Origin of the sequence: Burkholderia sp. RF4-BP95, assembly GCF_001521985.1 — a bacterium.
Lineage (GTDB): Bacteria > Pseudomonadota > Gammaproteobacteria > Burkholderiales > Burkholderiaceae > Burkholderia > Burkholderia diffusa.
In genome coordinates this window covers 299417-323794 of record NZ_LOSX01000073.1, presented here as the reverse complement: position 1 = coordinate 323794, position 24378 = coordinate 299417, and the positions used below count along the sequence as shown (strand labels likewise).

The 24378-nt window shown below is 68.3% G+C and carries 25 protein-coding genes; 8 read left to right on the top strand and 17 right to left on the bottom strand.

The features are described 5' to 3' along the window. From WS46_RS25830 to WS46_RS25820, 3 genes are all read right to left on the bottom strand, one after another. A partial coding sequence (locus WS46_RS25830) for an ATP-binding cassette domain-containing protein (RefSeq protein WP_156443186.1) occupies positions 1-312 on the bottom strand: 312 nt, incomplete at its 3' end. Positions 313-323: 11 nt separating this feature from the next. Further along, positions 324-2078 (bottom strand): ABC transporter permease subunit, encoded by a 1755-nt coding sequence (locus tag WS46_RS25825; RefSeq protein WP_059692186.1) that lies wholly within the window; start codon positions 2076-2078, stop codon positions 324-326. A gap of 80 nt (positions 2079-2158) precedes the next feature. Further along, positions 2159-2383 (bottom strand): hypothetical protein, encoded by a 225-nt coding sequence (locus tag WS46_RS25820; RefSeq protein ID WP_059692185.1) that lies wholly within the window; start codon positions 2381-2383, stop codon positions 2159-2161. A 255-nt stretch (positions 2384-2638) separates the two neighbouring features. Here WS46_RS25820 and WS46_RS25815 point away from each other — a divergent pair, with 255 nt between their 5' ends. From WS46_RS25815 to WS46_RS25805, 3 genes are all read left to right on the top strand, one after another. Then, the gene (locus WS46_RS25815; RefSeq protein ID WP_059692184.1) at positions 2639-3583 is read left to right on the top strand and encodes a metallophosphoesterase; all 945 of its coding nucleotides are present in this window, start codon (positions 2639-2641) and stop codon (positions 3581-3583) included. A 23-nt stretch (positions 3584-3606) separates the two neighbouring features. After that, complete coding sequence (locus tag WS46_RS25810) at positions 3607-3948, top strand: cupredoxin family copper-binding protein (RefSeq protein ID WP_059692210.1); 342 nt, start codon at positions 3607-3609, stop codon at positions 3946-3948. 116 nt (positions 3949-4064) lie between these two features. After that, positions 4065-5204 (top strand): patatin-like phospholipase family protein, encoded by a 1140-nt coding sequence (locus WS46_RS25805; RefSeq protein ID WP_059692183.1) that lies wholly within the window; start codon positions 4065-4067, stop codon positions 5202-5204. Positions 5205-5233: 29 nt separating this feature from the next. Here WS46_RS25805 and WS46_RS25800 read toward each other — a convergent pair whose 3' ends face one another. Further along, complete coding sequence (locus WS46_RS25800) at positions 5234-5938, bottom strand: SDR family oxidoreductase (protein ID WP_059692182.1); 705 nt, start codon at positions 5936-5938, stop codon at positions 5234-5236. A 121-nt stretch (positions 5939-6059) separates the two neighbouring features. On the opposite strand from WS46_RS25800, the gene gcvA reads away from it, so the two are divergent. The 3 genes from gcvA to WS46_RS25785 all read left to right on the top strand — a co-directional run bounded on the left by gcvA (position 6060) and on the right by WS46_RS25785 (position 8545). Continuing rightward, a complete protein-coding gene (gcvA, locus tag WS46_RS25795; protein ID WP_059692181.1) occupies positions 6060-6959 on the top strand; it encodes a transcriptional regulator GcvA in 900 nt (299 codons plus the stop codon). Positions 6960-7103: 144 nt separating this feature from the next. After that, positions 7104-7412 carry a helix-turn-helix transcriptional regulator gene (locus WS46_RS25790; protein ID WP_044846683.1) on the top strand — a complete coding sequence of 103 codons (309 nt, stop codon included), beginning with the start codon at positions 7104-7106 and terminating at the stop codon, positions 7410-7412. Between the two features lie 71 nt (positions 7413-7483). Continuing rightward, positions 7484-8545: an alkene reductase gene (locus WS46_RS25785; protein ID WP_059692180.1), complete on the top strand. Its 1062-nt coding sequence runs from the start codon at positions 7484-7486 to the stop codon at positions 8543-8545. A gap of 15 nt (positions 8546-8560) precedes the next feature. On the opposite strand, the gene WS46_RS25780 is transcribed toward WS46_RS25785, so the two are convergent. Then, a complete protein-coding gene (locus tag WS46_RS25780; protein ID WP_059692179.1) occupies positions 8561-9088 on the bottom strand; it encodes a GNAT family N-acetyltransferase in 528 nt (175 codons plus the stop codon). A gap of 83 nt (positions 9089-9171) precedes the next feature. Here WS46_RS25780 and WS46_RS25775 point away from each other — a divergent pair, with 83 nt between their 5' ends. Next, positions 9172-9783 (top strand): LysE family translocator, encoded by a 612-nt coding sequence (locus WS46_RS25775; RefSeq protein WP_059692178.1) that lies wholly within the window; start codon positions 9172-9174, stop codon positions 9781-9783. 90 nt (positions 9784-9873) lie between these two features. Here WS46_RS25775 and WS46_RS25770 read toward each other — a convergent pair whose 3' ends face one another. Next, the gene (locus tag WS46_RS25770) at positions 9874-10302 is read right to left on the bottom strand and encodes a hypothetical protein (RefSeq protein WP_059526591.1); all 429 of its coding nucleotides are present in this window, start codon (positions 10300-10302) and stop codon (positions 9874-9876) included. A 249-nt stretch (positions 10303-10551) separates the two neighbouring features. Further along, the gene (locus WS46_RS25765) at positions 10552-11484 is read right to left on the bottom strand and encodes a phosphatidylinositol-specific phospholipase C (RefSeq protein ID WP_156443185.1); all 933 of its coding nucleotides are present in this window, start codon (positions 11482-11484) and stop codon (positions 10552-10554) included. 6 nt (positions 11485-11490) lie between these two features. Here WS46_RS25765 and WS46_RS25760 point away from each other — a divergent pair, with 6 nt between their 5' ends. Then, positions 11491-12513 (top strand): LacI family DNA-binding transcriptional regulator, encoded by a 1023-nt coding sequence (locus WS46_RS25760; protein WP_059692177.1) that lies wholly within the window; start codon positions 11491-11493, stop codon positions 12511-12513. Between the two features lie 9 nt (positions 12514-12522). Here WS46_RS25760 and WS46_RS25755 read toward each other — a convergent pair whose 3' ends face one another. From WS46_RS25755 to WS46_RS25710, 10 genes are all read right to left on the bottom strand, one after another. Beyond that, positions 12523-13383: a carbohydrate ABC transporter permease gene (locus WS46_RS25755; protein WP_059692208.1), complete on the bottom strand. Its 861-nt coding sequence runs from the start codon at positions 13381-13383 to the stop codon at positions 12523-12525. Beyond that, positions 13380-14249 carry a carbohydrate ABC transporter permease gene (locus tag WS46_RS25750; protein WP_059692176.1) on the bottom strand — a complete coding sequence of 290 codons (870 nt, stop codon included), beginning with the start codon at positions 14247-14249 and terminating at the stop codon, positions 13380-13382. Before WS46_RS25750 ends, WS46_RS25755 begins: the two co-directional genes overlap by 4 nt. Positions 14250-14283: 34 nt before the next feature. Next, positions 14284-15522 carry an ABC transporter substrate-binding protein gene (locus tag WS46_RS25745; RefSeq protein WP_059692175.1) on the bottom strand — a complete coding sequence of 413 codons (1239 nt, stop codon included), beginning with the start codon at positions 15520-15522 and terminating at the stop codon, positions 14284-14286. A gap of 188 nt (positions 15523-15710) precedes the next feature. Further along, positions 15711-16919, bottom strand: a complete 1209-nt coding sequence (locus WS46_RS25740) for a porin (RefSeq protein ID WP_059692174.1) — start codon at positions 16917-16919, stop codon at positions 15711-15713. A gap of 171 nt (positions 16920-17090) precedes the next feature. Then, positions 17091-18029, bottom strand: coding sequence for a helix-turn-helix domain-containing protein (locus WS46_RS25735; protein ID WP_059527184.1), 939 nt, complete (start codon positions 18027-18029; stop codon positions 17091-17093). Positions 18030-18088: 59 nt separating this feature from the next. Further along, positions 18089-18679: a DUF3156 family protein gene (locus WS46_RS25730; protein ID WP_059692173.1), complete on the bottom strand. Its 591-nt coding sequence runs from the start codon at positions 18677-18679 to the stop codon at positions 18089-18091. Further along, a complete protein-coding gene (locus tag WS46_RS25725; protein WP_059526608.1) occupies positions 18676-20178 on the bottom strand; it encodes an APC family permease in 1503 nt (500 codons plus the stop codon). The genes WS46_RS25730 and WS46_RS25725 overlap by 4 nt, the downstream gene beginning before the upstream one ends. 253 nt (positions 20179-20431) lie before the next feature. Continuing rightward, positions 20432-21772, bottom strand: a complete 1341-nt coding sequence (locus WS46_RS25720) for an aspartate aminotransferase family protein (protein WP_059526610.1) — start codon at positions 21770-21772, stop codon at positions 20432-20434. Positions 21773-21860: 88 nt separating this feature from the next. Then, complete coding sequence (locus tag WS46_RS25715) at positions 21861-23363, bottom strand: aldehyde dehydrogenase family protein (RefSeq protein ID WP_059692207.1); 1503 nt, start codon at positions 23361-23363, stop codon at positions 21861-21863. Between the two features lie 147 nt (positions 23364-23510). Next, positions 23511-24251, bottom strand: a complete 741-nt coding sequence (locus tag WS46_RS25710) for a helix-turn-helix transcriptional regulator (RefSeq protein ID WP_059692172.1) — start codon at positions 24249-24251, stop codon at positions 23511-23513. Positions 24252-24378: the final 127 nt, after the last annotated feature.

Genomic DNA, 24378 nt, shown 5'->3' with positions numbered 1-24378 from the left:
CACCATCGCGACGCCTTCGGCCGGGCCGGTCAGCGGCTTGCCGAGGTAGGTCACTTCACCGCCGGTCGGCTCGATCAACCCCGCGATGATCCGCAGCAGCGTGGACTTGCCCGAGCCCGAACGGCCGAGCAGTCCGACGATCTCGCCTTCGCGCAGCGACAGGTTCGCGTCGTCGAGCACGAGCAGTTCGCCCTGCGACTTGTTGAAGCCGCGGTTCACGTGCTCGACGCGCAGGATTTCCTCACCGAGGCGCGGCGGCTGAAGCGGCTGGGACGTCTGGGCGGGGGCGTTGATTACGGTCGAATTTTGCATCGCGCTTACTCTCAATCGAGACGGAGCCGGGATTCCGCATAGGCGTACATCGGACGCCACAGCAGGCGGTTGAACAAGGTGACGAACAGGGACATCACGGCGATGCCCAGGATGATCTTCGGGAAGTCGCCGGCCGCGGTCGTCTGGGCGATATACGAGCCGAGGCCGTGCGCGACGACCTTCGTGTCGCCCCACTGCACGAACTCGGACACGATGCTCGCGTTCCACGCGCCGCCCGACGCGGTGATCGCGCCGGTCACGTAATACGGGAAGATGCCGGGCAGGATCGCCTGCCGCCACCACTGCCAGCCGCGAATGCGGAAATTCTTCGTCGCCTCCTTGTAGTCGTTCGGATAGGACATCGCGCCCGCGATCACGTTGAACAGGATGTACCACTGCGTGCCGAGCACGATCAGCGGCGACAGCCAGATGTCCGCGTTCAGATGGAAGTGGACGATCACGATCACGAACACCGGAAACAGCAGGTTCGCCGGGAACGCGGCGAGGAACTGCGCGAGCGGCTGGATCTTCTCGGCCAGCGCGGGGCGCAGCCCGATCAGCACGCCGAGCGGCACCCAGACCACCGACGCGATCGCGATCAGCACGATCACTCGCAGGAGCGTGATCAACCCGAGCGTCAGCACGTGGCCGACCTCGCTCATCGTCACGCCGGTCGCGACGAAGCCGACAACGCGCCATGCGACGTACACGGTCATCAGGATCACGAACGTTCCCCACACGATGTCACCGACGCGCGACGACCCGCGCGCCGACGTGCCGCGCGAGCGCTTGCCCGTCAGCGCCGGCACGCGCAGCGGAATCCGTGCGGCCTGCGACAGCAGCCAGCCGGCCGGCACCAGCAGCTGATGGATCAGGTGCGTGCGGCGCAGCATGTCGAGCAGCCAGGACTGCGGCGCATCGCCCGACGCGGTGTTCTCCATCCGGAACTTGTCGGCCCATGCGACGAGCGGACGGAACAGGAACTGGTCGTACGCGAGGATCACGACCGACATCGCGACGATCACCCAGCCCACCGCGCCGAGGTTCTTGTCCGAGATCGCCTGCGCGAGATACGCGCCGATCCCGGGCAGCGTGATGGTCTGGTTGCCGACCGTGATGGCCTCCGATGCGACGACGAAGAACCAGCCGCCCGACATCGACATCATCATGTTCCAGATCAGCCCCGGCATCGAGAACGGCACCTCGAGCTTCCAGAAGCGCTGCCACGACGTCAGGTGGAAGCCGCGCGACACTTCGCTCAGGTCGCGCGGCACCGTGCGCAGCGACTGATAGAAGCTGAACGTCATGTTCCACGCCTGGCTCGTGAAGATCGCGAAGATCGCCGCGAGCTCGGCGCCGAGCACGCGGCCCGGGAACAGTGCAAGGAAGAACGTGACCGTAAACGAGATATAGCCGAGCACCGGCACCGACTGCAGGATGTCGAGAATCGGGATCAGCACCATGCCGGCGCGACGGCTTTTCGCGGCGAGCGTGCCGTAGATCAGCGTGAACGCGAGCGACGCGACCATCGCGGCGAGCATCCGCAGCGTGGTGCGCAACGCGTATTCGGGCAGGTTCGACGGATCGAGCGAGATCTTCTGCGTCTGCAGGGTCGCGATCGGCGCCATCGTCTCGTGGAAGCCGACGATCGCCATGGCGAGTATGCCGATGATCAGCGGAAACGCGACCGCATCCCAGCGGTTGGGGAGCACGCGCCACGCGGACGCGTTGGCGGTGCGATTCGGATCGAAGAAACTGATATCCATCGGTAGCGTCTGGTTCGAATTGAAAATCGATGGGATCGGCCGCGTGCCGCGCGGCCGGGTATGGCATCGGCCGGCGCGGCTCAGAACAGCGTGTGAATCGCCCGGTACAGTGCCGCCGATAGCGCGACGAAGCGCGGCACGATCGGCAGGACCGAACGTTCCTTGACCGGACCGGGAGCCGCGCTCGGGTGAGCGTCGACATGAACGATGCCGCAGGCAACGCTCGGAAAGAACGATGCGAGGCCGATGGTGCGCGTGCTTCGACCGCCCGCACCACGGGTTTCCGTTGCCGCGAGATTCGGCATGAGGGGCTCCGGAGAGGTGATTCGGTGTCGCAGGCTATCGGGCGAACATGACGCAAACGTGACGTGTCACTTACAGGACATTGACAGGTCATCCGTCAGCGATCCGTCATCGCGCCGCAAGCCTCGAACGGCCGCATCGGGCCTCGCAAATAACCGGGAATAAATCCGTCGCCGCATCGGTATGGCATGCGAAGGCGCCGGCTAATTCCAGGACGATCCGGCCGTCCGGTTCCGTCATACGAATGCGAGGCAAACATGTCTTCATCGACTCCCACCCGCCCGTCGCGCCGCAAGGCCCTGCAATGCATGGCGTTCGGCGGCCTCGGCACGCTGTTTACGCTGTCGGGCGGCATCCTCACGCCGTTCGATCTCGCGCTCGCGCAAAGCGGCGCCGCACTCCCCGCGAACGCGGGCCGGCCGCTGTTCGTGCAGATCAGCGACACGCACATCGGCTTCAACAAGGACGCGAATCCCGACGTCGCGGCCACGCTGCGGCAGACGATCGATCTGGTCAACGGGATGCCTGCCGCGCCCGCGCTCGCGATCCATACCGGCGACATCACGCACCTGTCCAAGGCGGAAGAATTCGATCACGCGTCGCAACTGCTGTCCGGGCTGCGCGTGCCCGAGCTGCACACGGTGCCCGGCGAACACGATGTGACCGATGGCTCGGGCGCCGAATATTTCAGCCGGTTCGGCAAGGCGTCCGACAACCGCGGCTACTACAGCTTCGATCACGCGGGCGTGCACTTCGTCGCGCTCGTCAACGTGATGCACTTCAAGCCGAACGGGCTCGGCAGCTTCGGCGACGAACAGCTCGCGTGGCTCGCGCAGGACCTGAAGGGGCAATCGTCGAGCACGCCGATCGTCGTGTTCTCGCACATGCCGATGTGGACCATCTACGAGCCGTGGGGCTGGGGCACCGGCGACGCGCCGCAGACGATGGCGCTGCTGCGCCGCTTCGGCTCGGTCACCGTGCTGAACGGGCACATCCACCAGATCGTGTCGAAGGTCGAGGGCAACGTGACGTTCCACACCGCGCGCTCCACCGCGTTCCCGCAGCCGACCGCCGGCAACGGCCCGGGCCCGGTGCCGCTCACGGTGCCGCACGACCGGCTGCCCGCGATGCTCGGCGTGACGACCGTCGACTTCGCCGGCCATCCCGTCGCGGCGTCGCTGCACGACACGACGCTGGCCTGATGCCGACACACAAGGAGACCGACATGACCTTCCTCAAGCCCTCGACGCTGGCGGCCGCACTGATCCTGAGCGCGGCTGCCGTCGGCACGCCGCTCGCCGCATGCGCGCAGACCCCGGCCGGCCCGCTCGTGACGATCCGCAATTTCATGTTTTCGCCGATGTCGACCACGATCAAGGCCGGCACGACGGTCACGTGGAAAAACCTCGACGCGGAACCGCACACCGTCGTCAACGACGCGGGCATCTTCCATTCGAAAGCGCTCGACCAGGACGAAACCTACTCGTTCCGTTTCGACAAGCCGGGGGTCTACAAGGTGTTCTGCGGGATTCATCCGTACATGAAGGAGACCATCACCGTGGAATGACGCGGCGCGCCGCAAGGCCCCGCGAACATCCGGCACCGCGGACGCTGCCCGACGATCGCCTACACTGGTTCCATCCGGCCGGCCCCCGCCGGCCGTCACCGACCACGAGGCAAGCGATGACGGCAAGTCAACCCGCACATCCGAAACTGCCGGGCCAGGTCGTGCTCGTGCTCCAGGGCGGCGGCGCGCTGGGCGCGTACCAGCTCGGCGTCTTCGAGGCGATGGATGCGGCGGGCATTCAGCCCGACTGGGTCATCGGCACGTCGATCGGCGCGATCAACGCGGCGCTGATCGCCGGCAACGCGCCCGGACACCGCGCGCAACGGATGGCCGAATTCTGGCGACACGTCACCGAACGGCCCGCCGTGAACGTGCCGGGCTTCCCGACGAGCTGGGACAAGATCGGCTCGGAACTCGCGGTCATCGGCGCGGGCCTCCCGGGATTCTTCCGGCCGAATCCCGCCGCGTGGTTCGGGCCGCTGGCGCGGGTCGGCGTCGAGCGCGCGTCGTACTACGTGGTCGAGCCGCTGCGCGACACGCTGGCGTCGCTCGTCGATCTCGACCTGCTGAACGCGGGCCGGCCGCGACTGACCGTCGGCGCGGTCAACGCGTGCACGGGCACGATGCGCTATTTCGATTCGCGCGACCGGCCGCTCGGCATCGACCATGTGATGAGCTCGGGCGCGCTGCCGCCCGCGTTCCCGGCCGTGCGGGTCGACGGCACGCCCTACTGGGACGGCGGCATCTATTCGAATACGCCGGTCGAGGTCGTGCTGGACGACGCGCCGCGCCGCAGCTCGATCATCTTCTCGGTGCAGATGTGGAATCCGGTCGGGCCGGAGCCGCAAAGCATCTGGCAGGTGTCGGAGCGGCAGAAGGACATCCAGTACGCGAGCCGCACGGACAGCAACATCGCGCGGCAGCAGCAGATTCACCGGCTGCGCCACGTGATCCGGGAACTGGTCATGCGGCTGCCCGAGGCGGAGCGCGCGACGGCCGATGTGAAGGCACTCGCCGCGTGGGGCTGCCAGACCACGATGCACGTGATCAAGCTCGCGGCGCCGCGGCTCGACGGCGACGATCAGTGGAAGGACATCGATTTCACACCCGCCGGCATCGCGGCCCGCCGGCAGGCCGGGTTCGACGCGACGATGCAGGCGATCGCCGCGCGGCCCTGGGATCTGCCGATGGACCCGACGGAAGGGCTCAGCGTCTGGAGTCCGGAAGAAAACCGGATCGGCGAGCGGCACAACTGATGGCGCGGGCGTCGCGCCCCATCTTCCGCTTACAGTGCGCGCACGATCCCGCCGTCGACGCGAATGTTCTGCCCGGTGATGTAGCCGGCGCCTTCCGACAGCAGGAACGTCACGGTCTGCGCGATCTCCTGCGTCCTGCCGAAGCGGCCGACCGGAATGCGGGCGACGATCTCGGGCGTCTCCGGCCAGCTGTCGATGAAGCCGGGCAGCACCGAATTGATGCGGATGTTGTCCTTCGCATACCGATCGGCGTACAGGCGCGTGACGGAGCTCAGCGCCGCGCGCAGCGCGGACGACACCGGCATCGCCAGCTCGGGCGCGTCGGCCGCGAAGCTCGAAATGTTGACCACCGCGCCGCCGCCCTGCGTCAGGAAGACGGGCGTCACCCGGCGCAGCACGCGAACGACGTTGAGCACGATCAGGTCGAGCCCTGCGTGCCACTGGTCGTCCTCGATGGCGAGCAGGTCGCCCTTCGGCGGATGCCCAGTGTTGTTGACGACCGCGTCGATGCGGCCGTACTTCGCGAGCGTCCCGTTTACGAAACGCTCGATGTCGGCGTCTTCGGTGACGGACCCCGCCATGCCGAAACCGCCGAGTTCCCCGGCAAGCTCGACCGCGCTGCCGGACGGCGACATCAGCGCGACACGATAGCCGTTGCTCGCAAGATCCCGCGCGATCGCGGCGCCCATGCCCTTGCCCGCCGCCGTCACCAATGCCACTTTCTCTACAGTCATGCCGTTCTCCCGGATAGGTCGGCTCAATGCCGCGATCGTCGTCCTGAAGCGTCACTCTAGGACTCTATAATCGCCGTGTCGAACGATGATTTCTCCACCCACACTGTAGATTTTCTACTGCATGAAGGCTTTGTCGCGTACCCGTCGATTCCCGCCGCTCAATGCGCTTCGCGCGTTCGAGGCCGCCGCGCGCCACCTCAATTTCCGGCTGGCCGCCGACGAGCTCGGCGTGACCCAGGGCGCGGTGGCGCAGCAGGTCAGGCATCTGGAGGACGTCGTGGAGATTCAGCTGTTCCGGCGGCTGCCCAGGGGGCTGGCGCTCACGCGCGAAGGGCTCGAGTATTTTTCGTCGGTCCAGCGCGCGCTGCAGATCATCGCCGATGCCACGGACGCCCTGGGCCAGCGTCCCATGGTCCTGGCGGTCAGCACGACGCCGTCGTTCGCGTCGAAGTGGCTGATCCCGCGCCTGTCGGACTTCGGTCGCCTGCACCCCGACATCGAGGTTCGCGTCATCGCCGACGAGCGCCTTGCGTCGTTCCGCGCCGACGGCGTCGACATCGCGATCCGGCTCGGCAAGCCCCCGTTCCCGGCCGGCCTGGTCGCGCAATTGCTGTTTCCGCTCGACATCTTCGCGGTCGCCAGCCCGACACTGCTCGACAGCGGCCCGCCGATCCGCACCCCCGCGGACTTGTCGAAGCATGCGCTGTTGCACGACGCGCACGACCTGTGGCCGGAGTTCATCGAGAAGCTCGGCGGAACGGGGCAGACCGATCCGACGAAAGGGCCGCGCTTCAGCCAGTCGCTGCTCGCCATCGACGCCGCCGTCGCGGGTCAAGGCATCGCGCTGACCAGCGAGCCGCTCGTCGAACGCGATATCGCGGAAGGCCGGCTGCGCCGCGTGTTCGATTTTTCGTTTCCGATGTCGCTCGGGTTTTACGTCGTCTTTCCGCAGGCCAATGCCCATTCGGAAGCGCTCGAGGCCATGCGACGGTGGCTGTTCGCGCAGTATGGGGGCGCGTGATTCGCCGATGCTCCGGCCGATCGACAACCCCACTCGCATCAGTGCCTTCACACATATCGCACTTTTCCGATATATGATTCGCCCATCGACGATACCCGTTTGCACCGGCTTTTCGGCCGAACACCCCGAACACCACCCCTTTCCATGCCGACCGAACTCGACATCGACGCGATCCTGAAAGCGCTTTCGAACCCCGTGCGCCGGGAAATCCTCGTCTGGCTGAAAACGCCGGGCGCGCATTTCCCGGAGCAGACGCTGCCGTACGACCACGGCGTCTGTGCCGGGCAGATCGACGCGCGCTGCGGGCTGTCGCAATCGACCGTCTCCGCGCACCTTGCGACGCTGCAGCGCGCGGGGCTCGTGACGTCGACGCGGATCGGCCAGTGGGCGTTCTTCCAGCGCAACGAGGCCGTCATCGACGCATTTCTCGACGCCCTGCGCCGCGAACTCTGACCCAGGCCACGCGGGCCGCACGCCGCGCACGACGCGGCCGTAAGCCCGCCTTTCTGAAAAGGTTATCTGCCATGCCCACCCTGTTCGATCCCGTTACCCTCGGCGACCTGACGCTGCCGAACCGCGTCGTGATGGCGCCGCTCACCCGTGCCCGCGCAGGCAGCGCGCGCGTGCCCAACGACCTGATGGCCCGCTATTACGCCGAGCGCGCGTCGGCCGGCCTGATCATCAGCGAAGCGACTTCGGTCACGCCGCAGGGCGTCGGCTACGCGGACACGCCGGGCATCTGGTCCGACGAGCAGGTGGAAGGCTGGAAGCGCGTGACGCAGGCCGTGCACGCGGCCGGCGGCCGCATCGTCCTGCAGCTCTGGCACGTCGGCCGGATCTCGGATCCGATGTTTTTGAACGGCGACCTGCCGGTCGCGCCGAGCGCGATCGCCGCGGGCGGTCACGTGAGCCTCGTGCGGCCGCCGCGCCCGTTCGTGACGCCGCGCGCGCTCGAACTCGATGAAATTCCGGGCATCGTCGCCGCATACCGCAAGGGCGCCGAAAACGCGAAGAAGGCCGGCTTCGACGGCGTCGAGATCCACGGCGCGAACGGCTACCTGCTCGACCAGTTCCTGCAGGACAGCACCAACCTCCGGACCGACGCGTACGGCGGCCCGATCGAGAACCGCGCGCGCCTGCTGCTCGAAGTGGTCGACGCGGCGATCGACGTGTGGGGCGCGGGCCGTGTCGGCGTGCATCTCGCGCCGCGCGGCGACGCGCATACGATGGGCGATTCCGACCCGGCCGCGACGTTCGGTTACGTCGCGCGCGAACTCGGCCGCCGCAAGATCGCGTTCATCTTCACGCGTGAATCGTATTCGGGCGACCAGCTGAGCCCGCGTCTGAAGGAGGCGTTCGGCGGCCCGCTGATCGCGAACGAGCAGTTCACGCTCGAATCGGCGCAGGAAACGCTCGCGAGCGGCCACGCCGACGCGATCGCGTGGGGCAAGCTGTTCATCGCGAACCCGGACCTGCCGCGCCGCCTCGAGCTCGGCGCGCCGCTGAACAAGCCGGTGCCGGAGACGTTCTACGCCGAAGGCGAAACGGGTTACACCGACTACCCGGCGCTCAGCGACGCGGCCTGACGGCCGGCGGCGTGTTCATGCGCGCACGTCCGCGCGCATGAACACGCGCTGCGTTTCGTCGAGCCCGCGTGCGACGTGATGCGCGCGAATCGCGCGCAACGTGTCGTCGAGCGATGCGTCGTCGATGATGACGAAGCCGAGGCGCGCGTAGTACGGCGCATTCCACGGCGCGTCGCGGAAGGTCGACAGCACGACCTGGGCGATGCCGTCTTGCGCGGCGCGCGTCATGATCCGTTCGATCAGGCGCGCGCCGATCCGCTGCCCCGCGTGCGACGGCGCGACATCCAGCTCCTCCAGATAAAGCCGCCGCGCATCGAGCAGCCGGTAGAACGCAAAACCCACGCACGTCCCCGCTTCGTCCGTCGCGACATATGCGCGACCGTCGTCGATGCGCATCCGCACGTTGGCGGCATCGGTCGGCTCGCCTTCGGCGATGTCGGGCATGCCGATGTCGCGAAAGCGCTGGGCGGCGGCGACTTCCACGGCGGCCATCGCGGCCGCGTCTTCCCGCGTGGCGGGACGAATCCGGATCGATACTGTCATCACGACGAGGTAGGCAGGCGGGAACGGCCGTCACTATAATCGAAAGTTCATACGTTTCGAACGCCCTGCCCACGAGGTTCGTCATGACGCCGTCCGCGCTCGCCGTGTTCGCCATCGCCCTGCTCGTCACCGCCGGCACGCCCGGCCCGAGCGTCGCCGCGCTCGTCGCGCGCGTGCTGACGAACGGCGTGCGAGACGTGCTGCCGTTCCTCGCCGCGATGTGGATCGGCGAGGCGCTGTGGCTCACGCTCGCGGTTGCCGGGCTGTCCGCGTTCGCGCGCACGTTCGAGACGGGCCTGCTCGTGCTGAAGCTGCTCGGCGTCGCGTACCTGCTGTTTCTCGCGTGGAAGATGTGGACCGCGCCGACCGACACGAAGGCCGGCGACCTGCCGCGCGGCCAGTCGCCGTGGCGCATGTTCGTCGCGGGCACGCTGGTCACGCTCGGCAATCCGAAGATCATGCTCTTCTATCTCGCGCTGTTGCCGACGATCGTCGACCTGACGCACGTCGGTGTCCTCGCGTGGGCCGAGCTCGTCGGCACGATGCTCGCGGTCCTGATCCTGGCCGACTGCTTCTGGTCGCTGCTCGCGTCGCGTGCGCGTGCGTTCCTCACGTCCGCACGCGCGAAGCGGATCGCGAACCGCACCAGCGCGACGGCGATGGCCGGCGCGGCGGTGGCGATCGCGACGCGCTGAACGGCGCGGTCACACGCGCATCCGCACGACGTCTCGTCGTTGCGAAACGGGGCGGACCGCCACGCCCGCCCGTCAGCGCACGACGGCGCGTTACGGCGTCCCGGCGCTGCAGCAATACGCGAGCAGGAACGTCGCGGTGCCCGCGTCGCCCTGCACGATCGCGCGCATGTCGCCGTTCAGCTTCGCCATCGCCGCCGTCACGTAATCCGGCGCGGGCAGCTTCGCCGTATTGAAGTCGTGTACCGCAACCGCGACCGGCTTGTTGTCCTTGGTCTTCGGCGAAGCCAGCGCCCGGTCTTCCGCGGCGAATCGCTGTTCGCGCGTGGCGACTGCCCCGACCTGCCCCGCGCAATAGCCGTGCGTTCCCGACATGATGTGAATCGTGTGACCGTCGCCGCTCAATCCCGACGCGATGGTATTCAATGCCGCTGCGACGTCCCTGACGTTGCACGGGCCGTGAAAGCCCCAGATCTGCACCGCGTTCGGGGTGCCCTGCATGATGTTGACGAGCGTTGCCATGACCTCTCTCCTTGCAGTCCTGCGTCGTGGACGGTTCGCGGCGAATCAGGCGCTGCTTGTCACGACGACGTTCATGGGCCGGCGCGATGCCGGGCACACGTGCCCGTTGCCTCCCGCCGAGTTGAGAAACATCCGGATATCCGCGACGGACTCGATCGAACCGCGCCCGCCACGGATGGTTCAACCTTATCCATCCACTTCGTTTCGCAACATGGACCGCTCGTCACACATTCGGCAACGTGCCGATCTTCACGGGAAGCGGGAATCGCGGGCCAGCCTGCGCGCATCACCCGGCTCGGGCACGTGATCGTTGCACGCAACCAGCGCCCGCACCAATGCCCAGTCATCGTCGTCGCAGAAATCGAGCAGCATCGCGCCATACGAACCGCGTTGCGCGCGCAACCGCTCCGCGAGCCGCGCCTGAATCCCCTGCACCCTGCCGTCGCCGCGCGCGACCACCGACGGATTCGCGCCCATCCCCGTACCGCTGCAGAAATTGATCGCCCAGCGGCCGCTTTCCGGCGACGGCATGCCGGTCAGCAGCGCATCGATCACGCGCCACTTGTAGTTGATCGATCCGGCAACGGGCACGCGGTATTCGTCCTGGATCACGAACGCCGCATCGGGATGATCGATCGTGAAGGTCGCGTTGTCGGGCCACGCGGTCAGGTCGATGCCCAGCGGCCGGCTGCTGCGGAACCGCCGCAGCAACACCAGCGCGCCGCGCACGTCGCCGAGCGCGGGCAGCGCGCCGCCCGCGTGCCAGCGCAACCGCGGGTGCCGCGCACGATGCGCATCGAACGTCGCATCGAAACTGCGCGTGCACGCCTGCGCCGGCCATTCGTCCTTCACCGACATCACGATGCATTCGCGCGGATGCGCATCGAGAAAACGCGCACAGTCCGCGAGCACGTCGTCGAACGACATGCCGAGCGCGATCCCGCCGTGATGGATGTCGAACGCGTCGCAGCGGTGCCGGCAGCGGATGTCGAGCAGCCGCACGCCGTGCGCGAGCTGCGCGGCGAGCGGCGCGCGCTGCGTGCGCACGAGCGGATCGTCGACCGTATACGCACAGGTGTCATGGCTGCCCGGTAGGGTCAGCGTATGCAGCTGCCGCGCGTCGTCGAGCGCCGACATCCAGTCGGCCAGCGGCGTGGAAGCTTCGTATCGCGAAGGGATCATGAATCGATGACTGACAAGGAAAGAAAAACGTGGGTGACCGCGTCGGATGTCGCCGTGCGGGCCGGCGTGTCGCGCTCCGCGGTGTCGCGCGCGTTCTCGCCGACGGCGAGCATCGCACCCGAAACGCGCGAACGCGTGATGGTGGCCGCGCGTGCGCTCGGCTACCAGGTCAACCTGATCGCACGCGACATGATCACGCAGCGCAGCAGCATGATCGGCGTCGTGACGGCCGGGTTCGAGAATCCGTTCCGCGCGCGGCTGCTGTCGGACCTGATGGCCGCGCTCGGCCAGCGCGCGTTCACGCCGCTCGTCACCAATGCGGACGATCCGCACCAGGTCCGGCAATCGCTCGAACGGCTGCTCAGCTACCGGATTGCGGGCCTCGTGATGACGTCCGCGTCGCCGCCGCTGTCGGTCGCGCGCCAGTATCTCGATCACCGGATTCCCGTCGTGATGATCAATCGCGAAGCGAACCTGCCGGGTGCGGACGTCGTGATCAGCGACAACGCGGCGGGTGCCGCCCATGCCGCGCAACGGCTCGTGCGGGCCGGCGCGCGCCGGCTCGCGTTCGTCGGGCCGCGCACCGCGAGCTACAGCGCGCGCGCACGTGCGGATGCGTTCGCGCAGGCGCTGCAACGCGGCGACGCGTTCGATGCGGCGCTCGTCCACGTGATCGATACGCAGTCCGATACGCATGCATGCGGCATCGACGCCGCGCGGCAACTGTTCGCATCCTGCGAGCGCCCGGACGGCGTGTTCTGCTCGTCCGACCTGCTCGCGCTCGGCGTGATCGACGCCGCCCGCGACGCATTCGGCCTGCGCGTGCCCGACGAGGTGCGCGTGATCGGCTTCGACGACATTCCCGCCGCCGAATACGGCGCGTATCGGCTCACGACGCTGCGCCAGGACACGCAAGGCCTCGCGCACGCGGCCGTCGATCTGCTCGCCGACCGGATCCAGACGTTCGACGGCGCATCGCGCACGCGCGTCGTGCCGGTTACGCACGTGGTCCGGCACAGCTGCGCGTAACGTGTCGCGTCACTTCAGCCCGCCCGCGAAGCCGCGCAGCAGGTAGCGTTGCACGTAGCCGGCCACGGCAAGCGTCGGCAGCGACGCCAGCAGCCCCGCGCTCATCAGGTCGCCCCAGTCGATGCCGTTCTCCGTCACGTAGCCGGCGATGGCGAGCGGCAGCGTGAAGCGGCTCGGCGTCGACACGAACAGCAGCGCGATCAGGAACTCGTTCCAGGCGGCGATGAACACGAAGATCGCGGTCGCGATCAACCCCGGCGCGCACAGCGGCAGCACGATCTGCACGAGCCGCCGCGCGAGCCCCGCACCGTCGATGCACGCGGCCTCCTCGTATTCGACCGGCACGTCGCGCACGAACGCGAGCAGCATCCAGATCGCCATCGGCAACGCGTAGATCTGGTAAGCGAGCATCAGCCCGAGCGTCGAATCGAGCAGATGCAGCCGCTTCGCGAGCGCGAACAGCGGCACCGCGATCGTGATCGGCGGCATCAGCTTCAGTGCCAGCACGAGCATCAGGAACAGCAAATCAAGCCGGGCCGGAAACCGCAGCCGCACGAGCGCATACGCGGCCGGAAACGCGAGCGTCAGCGCGAGCAGCGTCGTACCGAACCCGACCAGCAGCGAATTGGCGAGCGGCGCGCCGATGCCGTTCGACCAGACCGACGCGAAATGCTCGAGCGTCGGCGCGGCCGGCACGATCCGCAGCGGATGATCGAGGCGCTCGAGCGTCGGCATGAACGCCGCGCCGGCCATCCACAGGCACGGCAGCAGCAACAGCGCGAGCGCGGCGGCGCGCAGAATCCACGGTGCCGCGCGACCGAACGTGGCCCCCGTTCGCGCGTGCGCGATGCCCGCGGATCGCGCCGTCATGCGCGCCGCTTGCGAACCGTCTGCCATACGTACCCCGAAACAAGCAGCGCGGACGCCGCGAGCATCAGCACCGACGCGGCGCTCGCCGGCCCGACGTTGAAGAAGCGGAAGCCCGTGTCGTAGATGTAGGTCGACAGCGTCTGCGTCGCGTTGCCGGGGCCGCCGCCCGTCAACGCATAGACCTTGTCGAACAACTTGAACGTGTCGATCGAGCGCAGCAGCAGCGCGAGGCCGATCTGCGGCGCCGCGAGCGGCAGCGTGACGTCGCGCAGGCACTGCCACTCGCTCGCGCCGTCGGTGCGCGCGGCTTCGTACAGCTCCTGCGGGATCGATTGCAGCCCGGCCAGCACGATCAGGAACGCCATCGGCGTCCACTGCCACACGTCGACGAGCGCGAGCGACCACAGCGCGAGATGCGGATCGGACAGCCAGCGCACGCCTTCGATGCCGAACGCGGCGAGCAGCGCATTGAGGAAGCCGTCGAAATTGAGCCAGTTGCGCCAGATCGCCGAGCACACGAGCGTGGACAGCATCATCGGCAGGATCGCGAGCGGCAGCGCGATGCGCCGCCCCGGAAACGCGCGCACGAACAGCAGCGCGAGACCGAAGCCGAGCGCGACTTCGACGAGCGATGCCGCGATCGTGAAGCGCAGCGTGTTGCCGAAGCCGGCCGCGAACGCGTCGTCGCCGAGCACCGCGCGATAGTTCGCGAGCCCCACGAACGCGCGGCGGCCCGCCGTGTAGTCGACCTGGCAGAACGAGTCGATCAGCACCTGCGCGACCGGGTACAGCGCGAGCGCGGCCAGCACCAGGAGCGCGGGTCCGAGCAGCGCGACGAACGGCAGGCCGCGGCCGAGGGCTTTCATGCGCGGATTCCGGACGAAGCGTGGCGACAAGCCGTCACTTGCCGGCCGCGGCCATCGCCTGCGCGATCTTCTGCTGCGCCTGACGCAGCGCGGCGTCGGGTGCGGCCTGCCCGGTCAGCGCGAGCTGCAGCTGGTCGCCGAGAATGCTCTCGACCTGCTGCCAGTCCTTCACGCGCGGCCGCGCACGGCCGGCCTCGAGCGCCTTCAATTGATCGGGATACCAGCGGTACTGGCGCACCAGCGCCGGATCGGCGAACACGCTGCGGCGCGTCGGCGGAATGCCGATCCCGGCGAGGCGCGTTTGCGTATCGCGCGAACTCAGGTAGGCCAGGAAGTCCTGCGCGAGCTTCGCGTGCGGCGCGTCCTTCGCAATGCCCATCTGCCAGATGCCGAGCATCGGCGCCGGGCCGGCCGTCTGCCCGGGCGGCGGCTGCAGCGCGATCTGCCCGACCACGCGCGACTGCTTCGGATCGTCGAGCGCCGGAATCCACGCCGGCCACACCTCGATCGACTGAGCGGCCGTGCCGCGCTGAAGCGCATCGCGCACTTCGGCGGCGCCGTATACGTCGACGTCCTTCGGCGCGGAGGCCTTCAGCGCAAGGAACGTCTTCAGCGCGGCCTGCGACTCGCGCGAATCGATCGTCACGTTGCCGGCGCGGTCGAACACGTCGCCGCCATAGGCCCACAGGATCGGCAGGAAGCCCGTCACGACCGGGTTGCCCTTGGTGCCGCGGAACACGACGCCCGACACGCTCTTGTCCGCGCCGCCGACGGTCTGCGCGATCTTCAGCACGTCGTCCCAGTTGCGCGGCGGCTGCAGCTTGTATTTCGCGAGCAGATCCTTCCGGTACGCGAACATCTCGACGTTGCCGACGATCGGCAGCGCGTACAGCGCGCCCGCCGCGTTGCGCCCGAGCGCGACCGCCGACGGCACGAGATCGGCGTCCGCGAGCGACGCCGGCAGCGGCTTCAGCCAGCCGTTGCCGATGAATTCGGGCGCCCACGTGTCGTCCATCATCACGAGGTCGTACGTGCCGGTGCCTTCGCGCATCGACAGCTTCAGCTTCTGGTACAGGTTCGCGTTCGGCAGCTTGAGCAGCTCGATGTCGGTGCCCGGATGCAGCTTGGCGAAGCCGGCGACGGCGTCGGCCAGCCCCTTGCCGTAGATGTCGTCGCGGCCCGCGATGACGAGATCCGCCGCGAAGGCGTGCGAGGCGGCAAGGGACAGCGCAACGGCGGCGGACAGCGCGCGCAGGCGGCTCAGCAAGGTCATGTGGTCTCTCTCGATCGGCGTGGTGGCGGGTCGGCCGCGCGTTGCACACGTGTGCAACGCCGGCGACGCTTCGGGCGTCCTGAAGCGAACGCCATTGTTCACGTCGATCGTTAAGAATTTGTGGCACGCGGCGGAACCGGCCGGCCATCGCAGCCGGCCGCCCCGCCCGCTTCGCCACGTGCGCGCCGTCAGAAGTTCACGCGAATCCCGGCCATCACCGCGAGTTGCCGGCTCGAATTGCTGTTCGCGAGCACCGGAATCTGCGCGTAGTTCACCGCATTGCCGTTCGCGTCGGTGCCGAGCCCCGTGCCGCTCGCGAGCTGGCCGATCGCGACCGCATACAGCGCGGTGCGCTTCGACAGGCTGTAGTTCGTGCCGACGTTGACCTGGTGAAAGCGCGTCGTGCCGCGGCCGTCCGTGTGCGCGGCGTTGAAGATGTACGCGACGCCGCCCTGCAGCGCGGGCGTGAACATGTACGTGACGTTCAGCTCGCCGACGTCGAACGTGAACGCCTGCGTGCGCGGCTGCGCGCCCGTCGAGAAATAGCGGCTGTCGCCGAGGCGCGTGTGCGAGTAGGTCAGCGCGACCGTCGCCGCGCCGAGCGTCACCGAGCCGCCGGCGCCGAACGCGCGCATCGAGCCGGCGTCCTGAAGCAGGCAGTACATCGAGCCCGGATTGCTGCACGCGAAGTCGCCGATATAGCCGTTCGCGCCGCCGAGCGCCGCGTCGAGCGGCTGGTGCAGGTCGAGATAGCCGACCGAAAACGCGACCGGCGCACGCGTGTAGGTCGCGGCGACCGCATAGCCGCGCTTCGCGGAAAAATCGCCGGCCTGCCCGCCGAAGCTGAACGTGCCGCCGAACGTCAGGCCGTTGAAGTCCGCGCTGGTGAACTTCAACGCGTTGTTGAAGTTGAACGCGGCGTTCAGGTTGTCGACGTCGCCGAGATGCGAGCCGTACGGCGTCGCCCAGTTGTTGCTCGACACGTACGCGCCGAGCATGTCCGTGTACGAATCGTATTGGCGGCCGAGGCCGAGCGTGCCGATCGAATCCTGGCGCAGCCCGACCCACGCCTGCCGGCTGAACGCCGTGCCGCCCTGCAGCGCCTGCCCGTTCGCGGACAGGAACTGCTGCTCGAGCGAAAACACCGCGTTCAGCCCGCCGCCGAGCGGCTCGGCGCCCTGGAATCCGAAGCGGGACGGCACGAGGTTGCCGCCGCCCATCTGCCATGCGTGGCCGCCGCCCGTGCTGCCGTCGGCGCGCGTGAACTGCTGGTTCGTCGAATAGATGATGCCGGTGTCCACCGTACCGTACAGCGTCACGCTGCCCGAGGTTTGCGCGTGTGCGTGCATGCAACCCAGCGCGGCCGCGCTCGCGGCCAGTCTTCGTCCGATCTTCATGTCCCGCCCCTCTGATGTCATCGATTCGCAGTGCAGATCGATGGTGTTGTCGATATGGGTGACAGGACTCTATCCAGCGAAAATTCGGGATTCCTATCCCAAATCAGCAAACGATGAAGCGAACGGACGACACGCGACCATGCCCGGCGGCACCGTCGCGATGCGCGGACGTCATTCGGGACGCAAGGTTTGCGACGGCAGCTCGCCGAACAGGTCGCGATACTCGCGTGCGAAATAGCCGAGATGCGTGAAGCCCCAGCTCGCGGCGGCCTCGCCGACACCGAGTTGCTGCGCCGAGGTCGTGCGCAGCAGGCGCCGCACCGCATTCAGCCGGATCGTGCGCAGATAGCCGACGGGCGTGACGTCGGCGACGCGCTGGAAGCTCGTCTGCAGCGTGCGGCGGCTGCAGCGCAGCGCGCGGCACAGCTCGAGCACGGTGACGGGTTCCTCGGGCCGGTCGCGCAGGTGTTTCTCGCAACGGCTGACGATATCGCTGTAGGTCGCGTGCGTGATGTCGCGGCGCTCGACGCCGATGCCCTGGTCGAGCGCATCGAGGAACATGCCGAGCATCGCGTCGCGGAACATCTTGCGGGTGGCCGCGTAGTCGAGGCAGCCGGGGTTGCGCTGCGCGTCGTCGATCAGCGACGACAGCCGCGCGCCGAGCGCGACGCCTTGCGCGTCCGACAGCCGCGTGACGTGCCGCAGCTTGCGCGCGCCGGCCGCGCCGAACTCGGCTTCGCACAGTTCGTCGATCATGTCCGACGCCGCGCTGATCCCGACGAGTCCCATCCCTTCCGGCGTGTGGAATTCGAAATCCTCGCCGGCGCGCAGCGCGAGCAGCGCATAGCCGTCGACCGGCTGGCCCTGGAACGTGCCGGCGAGCGGCATCGACAGCGGCACCGCGAGCGACGTGCGCCCGGCCGGCGCGAGGCCGGTTTGCGCGACACGCCGGTTGGTCGTCTCGCGGAAGAAATGGAACTCGTCGTACAGCACCTGCGTGACGGTGCCCCTGAACCGGCCCGGCGTCATCTGGCGGTAGACCTGATGCCAACCCGCGATCGCGAGCCCGTGGTCATGCACGTCTTCGTGTGAGCGTGACTGGAACAGCATCGGCATCTCCGGTGAAACCCTGAATCCACGTTGCGCCGCACGGCGCGCAACGGCACAGCTTACCCCCGCAAAATTCCGCGCAGTGCAGTTTCGAATGCAAGGCAGGCCGCCGACAGCGCAGTGGCCTGCTCGCCGGTCAGGCGGACATAGCGGCGAAACGACGGCATCCGGTTCACGATCTCGCTGCCGCCGAACGGCACGACGGCGAGCGTCCAGCGCCCGTCGCGCGCGGCGATCGTGCAGTCGGTCAGGTGCAACGGGCGCAGCGCGTCGGCGAGTGACGAATCGGCGACGAGCGCGGCCACCGCCCGCACGAATCCGGGGCTGCATCCCGCTGCGGGCTCGGCCGCGACACCGGTGCGCCGCAGCCGGCCGGTCTGCAGCACGCGGGCATGGCCCTGCCCGGCCGGGCCGTCCGCGCCGATCGACACCTGCACGCTGACCGTATGCATCAGGAACTGACGGTCGACGCGTTCTTCGACGGCCACGTGCACGCCATTCGGCAGCCGGGCCAGAGGTTCGGCCGCGCCGCTGCTCGCATCGCGCGCCGCCCCGAGGTCGGCCAGCACGCGCGCGGCGATCGCGCCGGGCCGGTGGCCGGGCGGCGGCGTGTCGGGCGCCGCGCGCCACCGGGCGAATGCGAGCCTCACGACGCGACGTGCTCGTTGCGCAGCACTTCCTCGACCGGCACCGGCTTGAACGGATGCCGGCGCTGCACGACGAGCGTCCAGAACAGCGCGTACAGCGCGGTGAGCCCGAGCATCGCGCCGAACGGCACGTAGATGTCGCGCGCGTTCATGCCGGGCGGCGTGATGTACCAGATCGCGAGCACGATGCCGACGCTCGACACGATCTGCGGCAGCGGGAACAACGGCGAACGATACGGACGCGGCAGGTCCGGGCGGCGGATGCGCAGCATCACGACCGACGCGGTGACGAGCAGATACGCGGTGCCCCACGCGCAGGTCGCAGCGAGCACGAGATGCAGGATGCTGTCGAGGTTGCCGTTGATCAGCCACGCATGGAAGATCGGCACGATCGCCGACGCGACGATGCCGACCACCGGCGTCTTGAAGCGCGGATGCAGATACGCGAAGCAGCGCGGCAGCGCGCCGTCGATCGCCATCCCGTACAGGATGCGCGGCAGCCCGGCCATCAGCGTGTTGATCGTCGCGGCGCCCGCGCACAGGAACGCGATGCCGAACCACACGCGGCCGAAGGGCCCAAGCACCTGCAGCGCGAACGCGGGAATCGCGCCCGGCGTGTCGAGCAGATGCGTGAGGCCGTCCGGGCTGACCGGCACGTTCGCGACCTGGCGGCGGATCGCCGCGCCGTACAGGAACATGCAGATCGCGACGCCGACGAGGCCGAGCGCCATCGCGCGCGGAATCGTGCGGCCCGGCGCCTTCATTTCCGGCGCGAGCGGCGTGACGAACTCGCACCCGACGAACATGAACATCGCCATCCCGACCAGCGACAGCACCGCCGGCACCGACGTGCCGACTTCCGAGCCGCCGAACCAGCCGTCGAGATGCACGGCCGGCGCGGCCGCGAGGCCGAGGATGCCGAAGATCATCAGCGACAGCCACATGCCGGCCGTCAGCACGATCTCGAGCTTGCTGAACACCTTGATGCCGATGATGTTGGTGATCGCGAACGTGACGACGAGCCCGACGCCGACGAGCCACGAACTGTTGTGCTTCTCGAACGCGGCGTTCAGCGACTCGAAGTTCACGAGCGCCATGATGCCGCTCAGGATCGTCTCCGCCGTGCCGGCGAACACGTGCACGAGGAAATACGCGGAAATCGTGCCGGTGATCGCCCAGAAGCGGCCGAGCCCGCACGACAGGTAATCGTAAACCGAGCCCGCCGTCGGCAGCATCGCGGCGGCTTCGGAGAACGTCGTCGCCTGCGCCTGCATCATCACGAACGCGATGATCATCGCGACCGCGAACGCCCAGCCGCCCATCCCGAAGCCGGACGTCGCGGTGAGAATCACCGGGCTCGCCATGATGAGGCCGACCGCGCTCGCCAGCGCGGTCGGGAACCCGACCGCGCCCGCCTTCAGCACCGTGCCGCCGCCCGCTTCAGCCGACGCACCGGCGGGCGTATCGCCCGCGGCGCCGGTCACTCCAGACCATCCCGACATCTTCGTCTCCTTCCCTTTTCGGGCCGGCGCCGGCGCTGCGGCGCCCGCTCCGTTCCGTGCTTCGCGGTCGGCCCTGGGCGGCGCTTTAGCGCGTCGCCACCGGGTTCCTGTCGATCCAATCCGGATCCGATGTCGAAAAAATACGCAGGCAAAATAATCCGGTCATAGCGCAAATCGGCAAACCGGCGGTGGCGAACGGGTTATCCCGCCCTCCACCGCCGGTTCGGCGTCATGCGCTCATGCCGTCACGGCCTCACGCGAACGGCACGGCCTCGAAGCCCGCCGCGAGCGCGTCGACGATCCGGTCGAGCTGCTCGCGCTGGATCACGAGCGGCGGCGACAGGATGATTTTCGTGCCGACCGGGCGCACCAGCACGCCGTGCTCGCGCGCCACTTCCGCGACCGCGTTCGCATAGCCGGACAGCGGGTCGATCGGCTCGCGGGTCTGCTTGTTCGCGACGAGGTCGAGCGCGAGCATCAGTCCCTTGCCGCGCACCTCGCCGACCGCCGCGAAGCGTTCGGGGAACGACTGCAGCGCTTCGAGCAGATACGCGCCCTGCTTCGCCGCGTTCGCCGGCAGGTCTTCCTTCACGACGATGTCGAGGCTCGCGAGCGCGGCCGCGCACGCGACCGGGTGCCCGGCATACGTGTAGCCGTGCATGATCGCGCCGCCGAAGTCCGCGTTCGCGGCGAACGCATCCTCGATCCGCGCGTTCACGGCCGTCGCGCCGAGCGGCACGTAGCCGGACGAGATTCCCTTCGCGAGACACATGATGTCCGGGCGCACGCCCCAGCCGCGGCTGCCGAACATGCTGCCGCTGCGGCCGAAGCCCGTCACGACTTCGTCGGCGATCAGCAGCACGCCGTAGCGGTCGCACACCTCGCGCACGAGCGGCCAGTAGTTGGCCGGCGGCACGATCACGCCGCCCGCGCCCTGCACCGGCTCGGCAATGAACGCGGCGACCGTGTCAGGGCTCTGGAACTGGATCTCGCGCTCCAGCATTTCCGCGCAGATCCGGCCGAGTTCCTCCGGATCCTGCGTGAACGGATTGCGGTACAGCCACGGCGTCTCGACGTGGAAGCAGCCGGGCAGGTTCGGTTCGTAGTTGCGGCGGAACACCGTGTTGCCGTTCACCGACGCGCCGCCGAAGTGCGTGCCGTGATAGCCCTGTTTCAGCGAGATGAACTTCGTGCGGTCGGCCTGGCCGCGCACCTTCCAGTATTGGCGCGCGATTTTCAGCGCGGTCTCGATCGAGTCGGAGCCGCCCGAGCTGTACAACACGCGGCGCATCCCTTCCGGCTCCAGCATGTCGATCAGCTTCTTCGACAGTTCTTCCGCGCGCGGATGCGAGATGCCATCGAACAGCTGGAAGTATTCGAGTTCGTCGAGCTGGCGCACGATCGCGTCCTTCACTTCCTGGCGATTGTGCCCGACGTTCACGTTCCACAGGCCCGCGACGCCGTCGACCAGCTGCTTGCCGGTTTCGTCGAACACGTAGCAGCCGTCGCCGCGCACGATGCGGATCGGCTTGCGCTGTTTCATTTCGTTCGGGTGCAGCATCGGGTGCCAGAACTTCGCTTCGTTGTAGCTCATTGCAGTCTCCACTTTCGGATCGTGTGAACCTCGGCCGTGGACGGCCGGGGTTCGAGGTTGTCGGGGTGTTCGGAACGGGCGCCGCGCGTCAGTGCGCGATGCACACGGATTTGGTTTCGGTGAAGCCTTCGATCGCGTACTGGCCGAACTCGCGGCCGATGCCCGACTGCTTGTAGCCGCCGAACGGCATCGACGGGTCGAGCGGAATGTGACAGTTCACCCACACGGTGCCGGCCTCGATCTGCGGCACGAGATTCATCACGCGCTTCAGGTCGTTGCTCCAGATGCTCGCGGCGAGGCCGTACGGCGACGCGTTCGCGAGACGCACGGCGTCGGCCGCATCGTCGAACGGCACGACGACGATCACCGGACCGAACACCTCGTCGCGCACGATCGCGCTGTCGGGATGCGGATCGGCGATCACGGCCGGCTTCACGTAGTAGCCGGGCAGGTCGTCGGCCGGCGTGCCGCCCGCGAGGAACGTGAGGCCCGCGCGGCGCGCGCCCTCGATGTGCTGGACGACCGTGTCGCGGTGGTGCGCGGAGACGAGCGGGTTGATCTGCGCGGTGGTGTCGAGGCCCGCGCCGAGCTTCATCGACTGCGCGACGCCCGCGAGGCCGTCCGCGAGCTGCGCGAACTTGCTGCGATGCACGTAGATGCGCGACGCGGCCGCGCACACCTGCCCCTGGTTGAAGAACGCGCCGGCGGCGACGCCGTCGAGCGCCTGCGCGACGTCGACGTCGTCGAGCATCACGATCGGGTTCTTGCCGCCGAGTTCGAGCGAGAAGCGCGTCATGTTCTGCACGGCCGCCGCGCCGACCCGCTTGCCGGTCGCGGTCGAGCCCGTGAACGAGATCTTCGCGATCGACGGGTGGCTCGCCAGCGCGGCGCCGCACGTGCGCCCGCCGGTGACGACGTTGAACACGCCGGGCGGCACGCCGGCGTCGAGGGCGAGTTCGGCGAGGCGCAGCGCGGTGAGCGGCGTTTCCGGCGACGGCTTCAACACGATCGTGCAGCCGGCCGCGAGCGCCGGAATCAGCTTCCACACGGCGATCATCAGCGGAAAATTCCACGGCACGATCGCGGCGACCACGCCGACCGGCTCCTTGCGCGTATAGGCCGTGTAGCGCGCGCCGGGCGGGAACGGGATCGACACGTCGAGCGTCTGGCCGGTGATCTTGGTCGCCCAGCCGGCCATGTAGCGCACGTATTCGACGCTCGCGCCGACTTCGATCGCGCGCGACACGTGAATCGACTTGCCCTGGTTCAGCGTTTCGAGCTGCGCGAGCGTTTCGGCGTCGGCTTCGATCAGGTCGGCGAGCTTCAGCAGGATGCGCTCGCGGTCGGCCGGGCGCAGCCCGCTCCACACGCGCGTGTCGAATGCGTGTTTCGCGCTGGCGACGGCGCGGTCGACGTCGTGCGCGTCCGCATCCGCGACCGTCGCGAGCCGCTCGCCGGTCGCCGGGTCGTACACGTCGAGCCGCGCGGCCGCGCGCGCGGGCTGCATGGCGCCGTCGATGAAAAGGCCGAAATCGCGTGCGACGAAGGTGCGCACGGTGTCGCTGACCGCGACGAAGTTCGTGGTGCTCATGGGCGTCTCGATGATTGTCATGGCTGGGCCGCGTGCGCGCCGGCATGCGGGTGTCGAACCACTGTATCGACGAGGGATCGCGCCCGGTGAGCGCAAATTGGCAAGCGTGCGGGGGATCGACACGCGCGCGAGGCGGGTGCGAAAAAACTACAGGAACAACGTGCCGACCAGCTCGGTGCGGTTCGACACGCCGAGCTTGCGGTACATCCGCATCAGATGCGTCTTGACGGTCGGCTGACCGAGCGCGAGATCGCGCGCGATCTCCTTGTTCGAGCGGCCGTCGCGCACGAGGCGCGCGATCTGCTCCTCGCGATGGGTCAGCCGCCCCTCGCAACCGATCCGGTGAATCCCGCGCCGCGCGCGCAGCAGCGGGCACAGCGCGGCTTCGACAACGGGCTGCAACCGTGCCAGCGCGTCGATCTCGCCCGGCGCGAACCGGCCCGCCGTGCCGTTGCCCGCGCCGCCGCCCGCGTCACCCTTCCCGAAGCGCAGCAGCGAAAACGCGCCGATCGTCCGGCCCGCGTCGTCGCGCAGCCAGATCTCGACGACGTCGGCAACATCATGCCGCCGCAGGAAACGGGTCCAGTATGCGGACGCATCGCGCCTTTCGTCAGGCAATTGGGAAGCGAGCGTCACGACCGCGTGAGCGCCTGCCGCGCAGCGCGACGGATGCAGCGGATCGAGCATCCGGTAGCGCGCGATGTAGGTGCGATGCATCGACTCGGGCATGCCGAACAGCTCGAAATCGGCCGGCTCGCCGCTCAGGTCGAGCCGGTAGAACACGATCGCGGACGGGCTCGCGAACGCGTCGAACGCGTCGACGCACGCGCGCAGCGCGCGCTGCCAGTCGGCGGCTTCGTGATCGGCGGGAACGGGTGAGGTCGGCATGATGGAAGCGGCCGGCGGCCGAACGCGTCGAAGTTCGGGCCAGCCTACCCGCGCCGAAATGGGCCGGTGAGCACAAATCGGCAATTCGTCTGCGGGTGGTGGATGGGGACCGGGAATGGACGTCGAA